The 15,753-nt window shown below is 64.6% G+C and carries 6 protein-coding genes; 2 read left to right on the top strand and 4 right to left on the bottom strand.

Annotated features, from left to right (window positions below):
* From HBH25_RS10520 to HBH25_RS10535, 4 genes are all read right to left on the bottom strand, one after another.
* Window positions 1-10,092: two-partner secretion domain-containing protein (locus HBH25_RS10520; protein ID WP_168083872.1), on the bottom strand; the 10,092-nt coding region annotated here is incomplete at its 3' end.
* Window positions 10,093-10,117: 25 nt separating this feature from the next.
* On the bottom strand, window positions 10,118-11,755 hold the full coding sequence (locus tag HBH25_RS10525; RefSeq protein WP_168084124.1) for a ShlB/FhaC/HecB family hemolysin secretion/activation protein: 1,638 nt from the start codon (window positions 11,753-11,755) through the stop codon (window positions 10,118-10,120).
* A gap of 509 nt (window positions 11,756-12,264) precedes the next feature.
* Complete coding sequence (locus HBH25_RS10530) at window positions 12,265-13,422, bottom strand: phospholipase D-like domain-containing protein (RefSeq protein ID WP_168083873.1); 1,158 nt, start codon at window positions 13,420-13,422, stop codon at window positions 12,265-12,267.
* 86 nt (window positions 13,423-13,508) lie between these two features.
* On the bottom strand, window positions 13,509-14,105 hold the full coding sequence (locus tag HBH25_RS10535) for an acyl carrier protein phosphodiesterase (RefSeq protein WP_168083874.1): 597 nt from the start codon (window positions 14,103-14,105) through the stop codon (window positions 13,509-13,511).
* Window positions 14,106-14,269: 164 nt separating this feature from the next.
* Between HBH25_RS10535 and HBH25_RS10540 the strand changes: the two genes are divergently transcribed.
* The gene (locus HBH25_RS10540) at window positions 14,270-14,566 is read left to right on the top strand and encodes an ArsR/SmtB family transcription factor (protein WP_168083875.1); all 297 of its coding nucleotides are present in this window, start codon (window positions 14,270-14,272) and stop codon (window positions 14,564-14,566) included.
* Window positions 14,567-14,577: 11 nt separating this feature from the next.
* The gene (locus tag HBH25_RS10545) at window positions 14,578-15,744 is read left to right on the top strand and encodes an MFS transporter (protein WP_168083876.1); all 1,167 of its coding nucleotides are present in this window, start codon (window positions 14,578-14,580) and stop codon (window positions 15,742-15,744) included.
* Window positions 15,745-15,753: the final 9 nt, after the last annotated feature.

The raw sequence follows: 15,753 nt of genomic DNA on the forward strand, positions 1-15,753 counted from the left end.
CAGTGAGCTGGCGATCACGTTCAGGTCACGCCCGGCCTGGGCGCTGAGGTCGCGGCCGGCGGTGACGGTGGCGCCCAGTTGGGTGATGTCGCTGCTGGTGTGCTTGCGGTCCAGTACCACGCTGTTGGTGAGCTGGGTGGCGGCAATGTTCACGTCACGGCCAGCGCTCAAGCTCAGGTCGCGGCCGCTTTGTAGGGTGCTGCCCAGGTTGTTGATGTCCCGCCCGGCCTGCACGCTCAGGTCGTTGGCGGCTTCGATGCGGGCGGCGTTGTCGGTGTAGTCGGTGTGGCGCTGGCCAGAGGTGGAATCGGTTGACGTTACTGTACGTTCGTTGAGCACGTCGCCGTTAACCGCCGTCACGCTTACATCGCGACCGGCAATGATGCCACCGGCCTTGTTGACGATGGTGTTGCCCGCCAGCAGGTCCAGGCGGTTACCGGCCTGGATCAGGCCGCTGTTCACCAGGTCATTGCCCGCTGTAGCGGACAGGTTGTTGGCGGCCTTGAGGGTGCCCACGTTGTCCAGGTTCTGGCCGGCGATCAGGGTCACGTCGTTACCGGCGATCAACGCGCCGGTAGGGCCAAGGCGGCCACTGGCCTGGGCCAGGTACACCACGGGCACCAATACGGTTTCGCCGTTCACTACGGCGTTTTCCATCCAAACGATGTCGTGGGTAAGCGCGGCGACCTGCTCGGCCGTGAGGCTCACGCCCACCGAGAGGTTGAGCTCGGTTTTGCTGGCCAGGGCGTTGTTCATCAGGTACTTGAACTGGGCCTCGTTGGAGGTTTGTCCATCGATGAACGCCTGCCCGGTGCGGGCGGTAACGGCTTGCTGCACCAGGCGCTGTTCGTACAGGCCATCGCCCAGGCGCTTGGCGCTCTGGTCGGGGTCGTAGCCCAGGCCGGCGAGGAGGTAGTCCGAGCTCATGAATTGCTTGAGGTCGGTGAGTACCGGGTTGGTTTCGATTAGGTATTTGTTGTGGTTGGGCTGCGCTGCTGAGCTGGGCAGGCCTTGTACTTTGCTGACGGTTTGCGCAATAGCAGGGGCAGAACCTGCGCTGCCGACGGCCACACCGCCAACCTGAGTCATGCCACCTGTACCGGCCTGGTAGCTGGGCACCACGTAGGTGCCGCCGCCCGTGCCGGTATCCCCTTGGGTGGTGACGGCGGTGGCGGTGCCCTCAATGCCCGCACCGTGCCGGGTAACGCTGGCCAACTGGCCGGCGCTGGCGGCTAGCAGAGCCGCCGAACCGAACTGTACGTCCCGCGCTTGGGTGGCAGGTGCGCCTTGCTCACGCTGGGCCGTTGAAATACTGGCGCCGGTGAGGGTCCAGCTTTGGGGCGTGCCAGTGGCTTGGGTGAATTGCGGGGTGCTGCTGCCCTGCCCGCTCAGGCGGAACAGGCCGTTCTGGCCGGTGGGCAGGCTGAAGCCCGGCAGGCTCAGGGGGTTGATTTGTTGCTGGGCCAGGTTGGGGGGGAGTTGGGCGTTGATCCTCAAAACAACAGGCGTACTGGTGCCGGATGCTTGTGTGCCCTGAACCTTACTGGTACCACCGCCTACAGCGTAATCTTCATGGATAACGCTGTTTTGCAGGTCTTGCGAGGCTGTGATGGACACTTTTCCGCCGGCCTGGATGACGGCGCTGCGGCCGCCGTTTCCAGAGCCGTCTTTGGCGACTTCTACGTCGCTTACAAGCTTAAGCCCAGTGATAGCAGATGGTAACTGCACAAGATTCTTCGAATCATACTGCGACTGGGGGAAATCAGTATCCCGAGACCCTGAAAAACCGTTCCCCGCGTAAGACGTTACTGTAGGGGGGTATCTAATATCCAGATCTTTTCGAGTTTCTGTATCGCTTAGTACCACATAATTTTCTGCACCATCACTTCCCTGCTCCCAACGAGGAGAAGCAAGCCTCAGTTCGCCACCAGCCCCCACATAGTAAACGTTAGGAAAATTGGGATTATTACGCTGATTATACTCAGTCACCTTTGGCAAAAGTCGCATCACCGTACCGTCTGTGACACCAAGTTGAGAATAGGTCCGAGTACGTTCTATAGATCCGCTGACCGCGCCGATATTTTTTACACTATCCGCCTGTATCGAAATATTGCCGGCTGCACTGATAGTGCTTTTACTGTTTAAAAATTTTCCGCCTACAAATATAAAATCTCCGTCAGCCGTCACAAGCGATGAGGAACTATTATCACTGTCTTGGCCACCTTCAAAGTTTTCGCGAGCAATGTAGTTAACTGAGAAGGTGCTCCCTGAACAGTCCAAACACTCTACCGCAATAAACCCTTTGATCAGGGTACGGCCAACTGCAAAGTTCTGCGCACCGTCCGAGCCTTGCGTCCGGTTCTCAAACGCCGTCGCGGCAATAGAAAACTGCCCGCCACTCTCCATAGAGCCCGAGATATTCAATACCTGGTCAGCCCGCGCTGTGCCGTACCCTGCCAGCGTGACATTGCGCAGCCCATAGAAATCGCCGCTTTGGTTGGTGACGTTGGCGACATTGAGTTGCATGTCCCCACCACTGAACACCAACCCGTGGTCGTTCACCAGAGACGGGCCATTCACCGTCAGGTTCTGCCCGGCCCCCAAGGTGCCATAGTTGCTTATCCCCCCCGCGCCTACGGTAAGGTCGCCGGCCGAGGTGAGGCGGCCGTAGTTGGTCAGTTGCCCGCTTACGTTGATGCCTGTGCTGCCACCGCCGGCGAGGCTGGCGGCGTTGCTGAGGTTCAACTGTGCGGCGCTGAGGGTGAGGTTGCCTAGGCTGGAGGCCCGGCCATTACCGCCGTATGCACCACTCAAGTTCAGGCTCAGGCTGCCATCACTGGCTATCAACCCATCGTTGGTCCAGTTCCCACCGGTGCCCACAAATGCGTCGGACGCGAGCAATTGCCCGCTGGCGGTTTGCACAAACTGCCCCACGTTGACGGTGAGGCGCCCGGCCTGGATCACGCTGCTGTTGGTCCAGCTGTCGGCGTTGAGGGTCAGGCCGCCACGGGTGACGATGCTGCCGCCGGCGTTGGTGATGTTGGCGGTGGAAATGCCGAATTCACCGGTGCCCACGTGCAGCAGGCTGCCGTTGGTGTTGAGGAAGTTGCCGACGTTGAAGGCCAGGTCGCTGTTGGCGGTTTCCAGGGTGCCGTTGCGGTTGTCGAAGGTGCCGCCGATGTTGAAGCGGGTGGCACCGCCGCTGCCCAAGGCGCGGATTTTGCCGGTCTGGTTGTCCAGGCTGGCGGCGGTCACGTTCAGGGTGGTGTCGCTTTCGATCACGCCAAAGCGGTTGTTCAGGGCGCCGGTGAGGTTCAGGTCTATCTGGTTGCCGGCGATCTGGCCGTCGTTGTCACCGCTGTTGTCGAAGGTGTCTCCGGTGAAGCGCACCAACCCTTTGGCGTACAGCCCGCCGTTGCGGTTGTCGAAGCTGCTGGCGTTCACCAGGGCATCGCCGCCCTGGGCGGACACGCGGCCGCCATAGTTGTCCAGGCCGTTGGAAGCGAGCAGGTCCAGGCGCTGGGCCTGAATCACGCCGCCCTGGCGGTTGAGGTCGTAGCCGTTTTTCAGTACGCCGGTCACCCGGGCGGTGAAGGCGCCTTGCAGGCTGGAGAGCACGCCACCGCGGCTGTCCAGGTTGGCGGCGGTCACGCTGAGGTCGCCGTTCTGAGCGATCAGACGGCCGTCCAGGTTGCCCAGGTCCCCGCCCACGTTCACGCCCAGCGCGCCCTGGCTTTGCACGGCGCCGCTGGTGTTGGTGAGGCTGGCGGCTTGCAGCTGCACGTCCGCACCTTGGCTGTAGATCAAACCGTCGTTGCTGTTGAGCACCTCGCCGCTGGCGGTGAGGGCCAGGCGCTCGTGGGCGGCGATGGTGCCGCGGTTGCGGTTGTCCAGGCTGCCGGTGTTCAGGGTCATCAGCCGCTGGCTGACCAGTTGCCCGCCCTGGTTGGCCACTTGGCTGCTGCGCAGCAGTTCCAGGGCGCCGCCGCTGGCCAGTTTGCCGTTGGTGTTGATGAGGGCACCTAGCAGGTCCAGGGTGACCGCGCCTTGGCTGCTGAAGGTGCCGGCGCTGTTGTCTAGGGTGGTACCGGTGAAGCGGGCACCTTGGGCGGCGTTTACCTGGCCGGTGGCGTTGTTCAGGCTGGCGGCGGTGAGGGCCAGGTCGGCGCCGCTGTCGATCAGGCCGTTCTGGCTGTTGTCCAGCACGCCGTTGATAGAAAGGCTTTGTGCGGTGCCGCTGGAGAGAATGCCGCCGCGGTTGTCCAGGCTGGCGGCCGACACGGTGAGAGCCTGCTGGCTGACCAGGGCACCGCCGTTGCTGTTGAGCACGGCGCCGCTGAGGGTGGCGGTGAGGTTACCGGCACGGGCGGATAGGGTGCCGTTGTTGCGGTTGTCCAGGCTACCGCCAGCGAGGCTCAGGCCCTGCCAGCCGGAGATCAGGCCGTTCTGGTTGATGAGGTTGGTGGCGTTCAGGCCCAGCTGGGCGTTGCTGATGAGCTTGCCGTTGGTGTTATCCAGGGTGCCGATAGGCGCGTCGTTGCCCAGGGTAAAGCCTTGGGCGCTGGAGATTTCGCCGCCCTGGTTGTTCACGTTGGCCACGCGCTGCAGCAGGAGTGGGCCTTTGGCGTTGATCAGGCCGGTGCGGTTGTCCAGGTCGGCGCCGTGAAGGTCCAGGTTAAGGCCTGCGTCGCTGAGCAGGCGGCCGCCGGTTTGGGTCAGGCCGTTGAGGGCCAGCACCATGTCGCCCACTGAGGACACTTCACCCCCACTGCTGGTGTCCAGGCGGGTGGCGGTGAGGTTCAGGGTGCCCTGGCTGTTGATCAGGCCCTTGGCGGTGGTGTTCAGGGTGCCGGTGGTAAGGGTAAGCGTACGGCTGCCCAGCAGTTGGCCGGCCTGGTTGTCCAGGTTGCCGGCGAACAGGGTCAGGGCCTGGGCGGCGTTGATCAGGCCGTTGTCGCGGTTGCTCAGCAGGCCACTGGCGGTCAGTTGCAGGTCGCCACGGCTGGTGAGTGTGCCGTTGCTGTTGTCCAGGCTGGTGGCGGTGGCGTCCAGGCTGGCCGCTGCGATCATGCCTTTGACGTTGTTCAGGGCTTGGGCGATGCGCAGGCTCAGGGCCTGGTTGCTCAACACCTTGCCGCCATTGTTGTTCAGCTGTTGCGCGGCCAGGGTGAAGCCTTCGCTGCTGGAGATCTCGCCGCCCTGGTTCTGCACCTCGCCCAGTTGCTGCAACAGCAAGGCGCCGGGGGCGTTGATCAGGCCGTTCTGGTTGTTCAGCAGGCCATTGTTCAGGTTCAAGGTAAGCGCGGTATTGCTGAACAGCTGGCCGCCTTGTTGGTCCAGGCCGGTCACGCTGGCGACCAGGGCCTGGCCGCTGCCGAGGCTGCCCCCGTCGCGGTTGGTTACTTGGCCGGCGGTCAGGGCCAGCTGGCTGGCGGTGCTGATGCGCCCGGCAGTGTTGTTCAGGGCGCCGGTGGTGAGCGCCAGGGCGCCCTTGCTGCTGAGGCTGCCGGTGTTGCGGTTGTCCAGGCTGGCGCTAGTAAGGGTGAGGGCGCTGTCTGTGACGATTTCGCCGCCTTGGTTCAGCACGGCGCCGGTGGCGCTAAGGGTGAGCAGGCCAGCGCTGGAGAGGCTGCCGCCGGTGTTGGTGAGGCTGCCCACGCGGGCGTTGAGGGTGCCTTCGCTGGTGATCACGCCTTGGCTGTTGTTCAGCAGGTCGGCCACGGCCAGGTCGATGGCGCCGAGGCTGGCCAGGGTGCCGCCTTGGTTGTCCAGGCCCGTGCCGGTCAGGGTAAGGCCCGTGTGGCCAGACAGCACGCCCCGGTTGCGGTTGGTGACCTGGGCCAGGTTCAGGGCCAGGGCCCGTTGCGCCAGTACCTTGCCGCCGTCGCTGTTATCCAGTTGCTGACTGGTGAGGGTGATATCGCCCTGGCTGGACAGCTCCCCGCCCCGGTTGTCCATATCGGCCACCGCCAGCGTGAGGCCTTGGGTGGCGGCGATCAGGCCGTCGGCGTTGTTGACCAGGCTGTCGCCGGTGAGGTCGAGGGAGCCTTGGGCAATGAACTGCCCGCCCTGCTGTTGCAGGTGGTTAACGTGGGCAGTGAGGTCGCGCTTGGCCGACACCTGCCCCTGGCTATTGTCCAGGGTGGCGGCGGTCAGTTGCAGGTCGCTGTCGGCGATAACGGCTCCGTTCTGGTTCAGCACGCCCTGGGCCACGTTCAGGGCCAGGCTGTCGCGGCTGCTGAGCAGGCCGTCGCTGTTGTCCAGTGTGTCGGCCTGTACGTCCAGGCCACGGGCAGCGACAGCGCCCTTGAGGTTGTTCAGCACCTGGGCGATGCGCAGGGTAAGGCCCTGGTTGCTCAGCACCTTGCCGCTGCGGTTGTCCAGTTGCTGGGCGGCCAGGGTGAAGGCCTGGTCGCTGGAGAGTTCGCCGTTCTGGTTGATCACCACGCCCAGGTTATTCAGGGTGAGTGCGGGGGCATTGATCAGGCCGTTGCTGTTGTTCAGCAGGCCGTTGTTCAGGTTCAGGGTGAGCGCGGTGTTGCTGAACAGCTGGCCACCTTGTTGGTCCAGGCTGGTCACGTTGGCGGTCAGCGCCTGGGCGCTGGCGATGCGGCCACCGGCCTGGTTGGTCACTTGGGTGGCAGTGAGGGCCAGGGTGTCGGTGCTCGTGAGGCGGCCCTGGCTGTTGTCGAAGGCGCCGGTGGTCACGGTGGTGGCGCCCTTGCCGGAGAGCAGGCCGCCGTTGCGGTTGTCCAGGCTGGCGCTGTGAACCGTGAGGGCGGCGTCGGTGGTAATGGCGCCGCCCTGGTTGCTCACCTCGCCGGTGGCAGTGAGCATCAGGGCCGCCGCGCTAGAGAAGCTGCCGCCCGCGTTTTGCACGGTGCCGGCGTTCACGGTGAGCAGGGCTTCGCTGCTGACGGTGCCGGCGCTGTTGTTGAGGGCGTCGCGCAGGGCCAGGGTGGTGCCGTGCTGGCCGGCCAGGGTGCCTTGGGTGTTGTCCAGGCTATGGCCGGTCAGGCTGAGGGTGTCGCCGAACAGCAGGCCCTTGTTTTGGTTGATCACGCGTTCCACGGCCAGGGCCAGCGCGGTGCCAGCCAGTACCTTGCCGCCGTCGCTGTTGTCCAGTTGCTGGCCGTTGAGGGCCACGCCCACTTGGCTGCTCAGCTCGCCGCCGCGGTTGTCCACTTGGGCCACATCGAGTGTCAGCGCTTTTGTGGCACCCACCAGCCCGCCGGCACGGTTGTCCAACTGGTTGCCGGTCAGGTGCAGTGCACCCTGGGCGACCAGTTCGCCGCCCTGTTGGGTTAGGGTGTCAACGGTGGCGGTGAGGTCGGCCTGGCTGGCGATACGGCCGGCGCCGTTGAGCACGGTGCCCACTTGTACCTGCAACGGGCCGGTGGCGTTGAGCAGGCCGCTTTGGTTGTTGAGCTGCTGACCGGTGAGGTCGATACCGGCGCTGCCGGTGATTACGCCTTGGGCGCTGTTGTCCAGTTGGCCCACGGCCAGGTGCATGGCCTGAGTGGCGCGCAGTACACCGCCGCGGTTGTCCGCGGTGTCGGTGCGCAGGCTTAACACGTTCTGGGAGGCCACGCGCCCGCCCTGGTTGTCCAGGGCTTTGCTAGCGAGGGTAAGCGCACCTTTGGCCTGCACGCTGCCGCTGTCGCGGTTGTCCAGGGTGCCGCCCACGGTGGCGTTCAGCTCACCGTCGGTGACTACGACACCGGCCTGGCGGTTGTCCAGGCTACCGGCGTTAAGGGTGAGGCCCTGCCCCGCCCCCAGAGTGCCGCCCTGGTTGTCGAGGGCCCCAGTCACTGCCACGTTCAGGCGCTGATCGGCCGTTACCTGCCCGCCCCGGTTGCTCAGGCTAGCGGCGGTCACGGTGGCGTTGCCCGCGGCAGACACGTCGCCCTGATCGTTGTTGAGCACGCCCGTGGTGCGCAGGGCCAGGTCGGTATCGCTGCTCAGGGCGCCGTTGTCGTTGAGCAGGTCGCCTGCGTTTACCTCAAGGCTGTTGCCCGAGACCAGACCGCGCACGTTGGCCAGCTGCTGGGCCACCCGCACAGTGAGCGCGTTCTGGCTAAGGAGCGAACCGTCGGTGTTCTGCAGGCTGTTGGCCGCCAGGGTGAAGGCGTTGGTACTTGAGATTTCACCGTTCTGGTTATTCACGGCGTTGAGGTTGCGCAGCAGCAGTTGGCCGGGGGCGGTGATCAGGCCGCCCTGGTTGTTGAGCAGGCCGTTGTTCAGGTCCAGGGTGACGTTGCCGTTGCTGTACAGGCGCCCGTCGTTGTGCTGGTCCAGGCCCGTGACGCTGGCGGTCAGGGCCATGGCGCTGGCGATGCGGCCCGCTTCGCTGTTGTCCACCTGGCCGGCCGTGAGCTGGAGCGCGCCGGTGCTGGTGAGGCTGCCGCCTTGCTGGTTGCTGAAGGCGCTGGTGTTGACCACTACGCCGTTACCGGCCAGGCGGCCTTTCTGGCGGTTGTCCAGGCTGGCGCTGGTGAGCGTGAGGGTGCTGTTGGTCAGTATTTCGCCGCCCCGGTTCACCACGGCCCCGCTGGTGGTGAGGGTGAGCGCGCCAGCACTGGTCACGCTGCCGCCGCTGTTGCCCAGGCTAGCGGCCTGCAGGTTCAGGGTGCCGTCGCTGCGCAGGGTGCCTTGGTCGTTGTTCACAGCCTGGCGGGCGTTCAGGCCAAGGGCGTTTTTGGCGTACAGGGTGCCTTGGCTGTTCAAAAGGTCCGTGGTGGCCAGGTCCAGGCTGCCTTGGCTCAGTACCCGGCCCGCCTGGCGGTTGTCCAGGGTAGTGGCGGTGACCTGGGTGCGGGCCTGGCTGTTGAGGGTGCCGCCTTGGTTGTTCAGGGTTTGCCGGGCCGTGGCGGTGAGGCCGCGGCTGGCGGTCACGCTGCCGGTGTTGCGAAGGTTCTGGGCGGTGAGCGTTACGTCACCGGTGGCGTTGCGGCTGTTGTCCGCATTCACCCCAGCTTCCACGATGCCGCTGTTGGTAAGCTGCCCGCCGCTGCTCAGGCGCACGGTATCTCGTGCAGCCAGGTTGCCCCGGTTGGCCAGGTCCCCTGTGGTGGTGGCGGTAACGGCGGTACCGGCATACACCGACCCTGTAGCCTCCAGGGCGGCGGCGTTGACGTTCACAGCGGCGGCGGCAGAGGCCTGGGCCACAGTCAACTGGCCGTTGGCGTCGATCTGGATGTCCCCGGCACTGGCCGCCAGGTTACCGGCCAGCTTCACCCCTACCCCGGCTTCGGTGCCCACCAGCTTGATCGCACCGGCATACATGCCGCCCAGTGCCGAGCTGTCGATGGCCACCGTAGGCTTGGCACTGCCGTCGTCCGCCAGGGCCGTGGGGGTTAGGGTTTGGGCGTCCACCGCGTTGCGGCCGGCCACCACGGTCAGTTGCCGGGCATTGATCTGGCCGTTGATCTGGGCGGCGCGGGTGATGATTTCAAACTGGTCGACGCTGCTGGCGTCCAGGCCCTGGCCTTCCACCGTGACCTGGCCGCCGTTCACTTGGAAGTGGTCCAGGCGGCCGTTGTCCAGCACCGGCGTACCGGTGGTGAGGGTGGCCCTGGGGGTGTTGATAAAGCCGCAGCCGTTGCAGGTCACGCCATAGGGGTTGGCCACGATTACCCGCGCTGCCTGCCCGGCCACTTCCGTGTAGCCCTTGAGCTGGCTGGCGTTGGCGCCGACCACTTCGTTGAGGATGGTGGTGGCAGCTGTGCCCTGGAAGTTGGGGTTGCCGACGATGATGCCGCCCAGCTGGGTATTCTGGGTGCGGGCGGTGGCGTTATTAAGGATCGCCCCTTCGCTGCCCACGTTGTACTGCTGGTACTGGTTGTGGGACAGGCCCGTGGCATTGGGCGCGGCGATGTTGACGATGGGCACGCCGTTGCCGGCCTGGTTCAAGGTGGTGTTGGTGCCGCCGCTCACGGCAATGCCTTCGGCCTGGGCCCAGATGGGTTGCCAGAACAGGGCGTTGATCAGGATCAGCGCAATGCCGCGTTTGGGCAGGCCCCAAAAGGTATGCCGCTCCACCAGCCGGGCAGAGGGCTGGCGCACGAGGAAATCGAAGTGACGAACGTCCATGTAAACAGTCCTGTGCGGGTGCGGGCTAGAGGAAGCAGGCGAGGCTGAAGTAGATCGGTGATTCGCGTTCGATCAGGCCGCTGGGGCGCTCCAGCGAATGGGCGAAGGTCACGCTGGCGGCCACATGCTGGCCCTTGGCAAACAGCTCCAGGGCGTTGCTGGATAGCCGCCCGTGCTGGGTGCCGTTGTAGCGGTCGTTGCTGATAACGCCTTGGTCGTAGCCCACGGCAGCGCCGTACTGGGCAAACGCCGGGCGCAGCCAGCCCAGGGTGACGGGGCGCGTGAGCCGCAGCTCGTTGCGCCAGTAGCCGCCACTGTCGCCGGCCAGCAGTTGGTCCTTGTAGCCACGCAGCGATGAGGTGCCGCCCAGGCTCATGCGCTGGCCGCTGAACAGCACATCTTCACTGCGCTGCCCAGTGGCCAGGCTGCTGAAGCTCAGGTTCTGGCCCCACAGGGTGAAGGGCTGCAGGTAGCTCAGCGTGCTGGTGTACTTGCGGTAGCGGGCATCGGCTTCGCCGGGGCCAGGGTGGTTGTTGGCCTGGGCACCAAAAGCGCTGATGCCCTGCTGCATGCCCAGGTCGATGTTCAGGAACGCCGAGCCCACGCGGCGGCCATGGTTGAGCCCGTACTGCACTTCGGTGATGCGGTTGCTGCTCAGGGCCAGGCGACTGTCTTCGATGTAGTTGTTGGTGCGCAGGTTGGACAGGCCGATGTTCAGGGAGGTCTTGCTCAGGGCATCCCGGTAGATCACGCGCTCGGCCCGTACCTGGTGGGTCTGGCTGTCGCCGGTCTGCTTGAAGTTAAAGCCGTTGGCGGCGGCCTGGGAGCGGTAGTCGCTTTCGCTGTAGTTGTAGCTGAAGGTCCACCAGCCGTAGGGCAGGCTGTAGGCCAGGCCGGCGTTGTGGCTGGTGTGCTGGTGGTCGGTCATGGCGTCGTGGCCGCCGCGCAGGTTCAGCTGGTCGGCCAGGCCCAGGGGGTTGTCCCATTCAAAGCCGGTGTTCCACTGCTGCTCGCCGGTGCTGCGCTGGCCATCGTTGGTGCGCGCCAAGTTGGCGCGCCACGGCTTTTGCGGGGTGTTCTTCACCACCACGTCGCTGCCGCCTACGGCTTTGCCAGGGGTGAGTTCCATTTGCGCCTGGTTGGACGGCAGGCGGTTGAGCTGGTCCACCATCTGTTCGATTTCGCGCAGGTTCACCAACGCCCCGGTACGGCCTGGGAAGGTCATGGCCAGTTCTCGGTCGGTGAGGCCGCTGTTGGCGTCGCCCTTGAGGTTTTCCAGGGCGCCTTCGATCACCAGCACCTGCAAGTGCCCTTTGGACAGGTCTTGCTGGGGCAGGTAGGCCCGGCTGGTGACCAGGCCTTTCTCGATGTACAGGTTGGTGACCGCCTTGAGCAGCGCGTTCAGCCCGGTTACACCCAGGCATTGGCCGATGTAGGGCTGCGTTAAACGGGCGCGCTCGGTAGCGGACAGGGTATCGGCGCCCTTGAGTTCGATGGTATTGATGGTGAAACAGCGGGTGTCTTCAGGGGCTGCGGGGGCAGGCGCAGGCGCCTGCTGGCCGGGCAGGTTCTTCAGGTCTTCCAGGCGCCGCTGCTGCTCTTCCAGCAACTGCTGTTGGCGGTCACGCAGCAGGTCTTGGTCGCCCGGCGTGGGCGCGGCCATGGCTGTAAAGGGCAAGCCGAGCAGTAGCGTAGACAGTGCGATCCGAGCAGTGAAACGTTCCACAGAAGCATTCCCAGTAATGGCACAAAGGCATCATTCGACACAATGCTAAATAGCTCAATTTTTGGCGTCAAATAATCGGGACGAGTGGATCCAGCTAGCTGAGCGCACAGTAACTATCGGACGGACGGGGGATTTCTTAAGGTTTTTTTCACAAACCCTATGAAGTCGGCTGCTCTGGGGCGGGGGGTTTGGGAGGGGTTGGTGGTTGAGGCAACCCACATTGGCGCCGCCTATCTTCTGTGGGAGTTCGCGCAGCGGACGAACCTGGGCAGCCGCCACACCGCGGCGGCCTGTTCCCGGTCTCCGCCTTCGGCTGCGCCCGGTCCTACAGCGTGGATTGCCCCCTGTGGGAGTTCGCGTAGCGGACGAACCTGGGCACTTGATACACCGCGGCGGCCCGCTCCCGGTCTCCGCCTTCGGCTGCGCCCGGTCCTACAGGGCAGGCGCTAGCCGCGCGTATCCAGCAGGTTCGCCACCAGCCGGTCCAACCAGCCCCACACCCGTTGCTTGGCTCGGCGCCATAGCGGGCGGGCTTGCCAGTGTGCCTGGGTCACTTCGTGGCTGTTAGCGAAGTCTGCCTCGAAGCTGGCCACCACGGCAGCCGTAAACGTGGGGTCTAGCGCTTCCACATTGGCTTCCAGGTTGAACCGCAGGTTCCAGTGATCGAAGTTGCACGAGCCCAGGCTTACCCAGTCATCCACCAGCACCATTTTCAGGTGAGAGAAACAGGGTTGGTATTCGAAAATCTTGACGCCCGCGCGCATCAGTTTTGGGTAGTAGCGATGCCCGGCGTAGCGCACGGAGGGGTGGTCCGTGCGGGGGCCGGTGAGCAGCAGGCGCACATCAACGCCCCGTGCTGCGGCACGGCGTAAGGATCGGCGCACACTGAAGGTGGGCAGGAAATAAGGCGTGGCTAGCCAGATTCGCTTCTGGCCTGAATGCAGGGCGCGCACCAGTGAGCGGAGAATGTCCCGGTGTTGCCGGGCATCGCAGTACGCCACCCTGGCATACCCTTCCCCACTGGACGGCATGGGCGGTACACGCGGCAGGCCAAAATGGGTGGGTGGGCGCCAGGCGGTACGCCGCACGTTGGCGCGCCATTGGCGGTCGAACAGCATCTGCCAGTCGTTCACCACTGGGCCGTGCATTTCCACCATCACTTCGTGCCATTCGCTGGTGGGCTCGCCGGGTCGCCAGAACTCATCCGTAACGCCTGTCCCGCCCACTACCGCCAGGGTGTGGTCCACCAGCAGCACTTTCCGATGGTCGCGGAACAGGTTGCGCCCGCCTCGGCGCCAGGACACAGGGTTATACAGCCGCAGCTCCACCCCGGCCGCGATCAGGGCCTGGCGCGACGGCTCGGCAAAGGCCAGGCTGCCATAGCCATCGAACAGGCACCGTACCCGCACACCTCGCTCGGCGGTGGCCACCAGCACCTTCACCACGGCGTCCGCACACGCGCCAGCTTCTACCAGGTACAGCTCCAGGTCCACGCACTCCTGCGCACCCTCGATAGCCGCCAGCATGCGCGGAAAAAAGGCAGGGCCGTCGACCAGCAGCTCGAAGCGGTTATCGCCACGCCAGGGGAATATAGGGCCGGCCATGGATCAGGCCAGGCCGCGCAGGGGACAGCGCACGTGAACATCCTTCAATAGACAGGGCCTGTGGAAAAAGACCCAGCCCCGGCCGTTTAGTTGCTAACGGTGCCCTGCCCCTGCCCGTAACCTGAGGCGAACGCCTGCACCTGCGGGTAGAACAGCCGAAAGTCGTTCAACAGCTGCGGATACAGCGCACGCAGCTCCGGCAAAGCCCCCAACAGCCCTTCCGGCCGGGACAGCCGCCGCGAAATACCTTGCAGCACAGGGCCAAGCACTTCGAAGTCCTGATAGGACCCTAACCAGTCGTCCATCACCATGTAGGGCGCCATGCGGGCCAGCCGGCCTGGCAGGTCCGGCGTGTCGTTCAACACGTCATACACGCGCCGGGTAAACACCGGCAGGGGTTCGGGGTGGTAGTCCGCCCAGTGCAACGCCAGGCAGTGATCGAAAAAAACGTCCAGAACGATGCCGGCATACCGCCGCCGCTCGGCAGGGAACCGGCCAAGGGCTTCCAAGACGCGAGGGTGGGTGTCGGTGTAGCGGTCAATGGCCCGGTGCAGGCGAATACCCGCTTCCAGTTGGGCAGGAAACCGACCTTCAAGCGTGCCCTTGACGAAGTCGCCGTACAGGCTGCCGAGCATTTGCTCGGGGGAAGGGCCACCCAAGTGGAGGTGCGCAAGAAAATTCATACCTGCAGCGTATCACTGGGTGGCGGTGCCATATAGCCAGAAACCGGGGCATTACGACAGAACGATATTTGTATATCGCGATATAACGATTTATAGTTCGCTGCATCGCGATATACCGTTATGCCCTGATCCTTGTACCGCTATTGGCCCTTGGCACTAAGCCTATGAACCTCGACGACATCATCAAAGCCCTGTCCCACCCGGTGCGCCGTGACATTCTGCGCTGGTTGAAACACCCGGAAGCGGAGTTTCCAGGCCAGTGCCACAGCCTGGGCTACGGCGTGTGCGCCGGGCAGATCGACCAGCGCTGCGGCTTGTCCCAGTCCACCGTGTCGGCTCACTTGGCCACCTTGCAACGGGCGGGCCTGGTAACCAGCCGCAAGGTGGGGCAATGGCATTACTTCCAACGTAACGAGGCCCAGTTGCAGCTGTTCCTCACGCAATTGAGCGACCAGCTCTGAAAGGACCCTTCATGCCACTTCCGTTGTTTATTCTGGCGCTGAGCTCATTCGCCATCGGCACCACCGAGTTCGTGATCATGGGGCTGTTGCCTAATGTGGCACAGGACCTGGGCGTGTCCATTCCCGGCGCAGGCTGGCTGGTCACAGGCTATGCCCTGGGCGTAGCACTGGGCGCACCCTTCATGGCCATGGCCACAGCACGCCTGCCCCGCAAGCTGGCGCTGGTGGTGCTGATGGCCGTGTTTATCGTGGGCAACCTGCTGTGCGCCGTAGCCTCCGACTACAACGTACTGATGTTCGCCCGGGTAGTCACGGCCCTGTGCCATGGCGCGTTTTTCGGTATCGGTTCGGTGGTGGCCGCCAACCTGGTCGCCCCCAACAAACGGGCCTCGGCCGTGGCCTTGATGTTCACTGGGCTTACCCTGGCCAACGTGCTGGGGGTGCCACTGGGCACCGCGCTGGGCCAGGCCCTGGGCTGGCGTGCCACCTTCTGGGGCGTGACCCTGATCGGCGTACTGGCGTTCGTGGGGCTGCTGCGTTTCCTGCCCAACCGCCACGACGAGCAAAAGCTGGACATGGGCGCCGAACTGGCAGGCCTCAAGGGTCGTGGCATTTGGCTGTCCTTGAGCATGACGGCCCTGTTCTCTGCGTCCATGTTCGCCCTGTTCACCTACATCGCGCCGTTGCTGGGCGAAGTGACAGGGGTGTCTGACCGGGGCATCACCCTCACCCTACTGCTGATCGGCCTGGGGCTGACCCTGGGCAATATCGTAGGCGGCAAGCTGGCGGACCGGCAATTGGCCGGCACCCTGGCCGGTGCGTTTGTCGCCATGGCGGTGATGTGCACGGTGCTGGCCTGGGCCAGCGTGGCCGTGGTGCCTACCGAGGTCACGTTGTTCGTATGGGCCATGGCCGCCTTCGCCGCCGTGCCCGCGCTGCAAGTGAACGTGGTGAGCTTTGGCAAGGCTGCGCCGAACTTGGTGTCCACCTTGAACATCAGCGCGTTCAACGTGGGCAACGCCTTGGGCGCCTGGGTGGGCGGCAGCGTGATTGACCACGGCCTGGGCCTTACCCGTGTGCCCCTGGCCGCTGCGGCCTTGGCCGTGCTCGCACTGATTGTGACCTTCTTTACATTTTACCGGGGCGGCACTGCCGGCCTGGCACCTGCAACCCACTGACGAAAGGCC

Source organism: Pseudomonas quercus, from assembly GCF_012033695.1.
GTDB classification, from domain to species: domain Bacteria; phylum Pseudomonadota; class Gammaproteobacteria; order Pseudomonadales; family Pseudomonadaceae; genus Aquipseudomonas; species Aquipseudomonas quercus.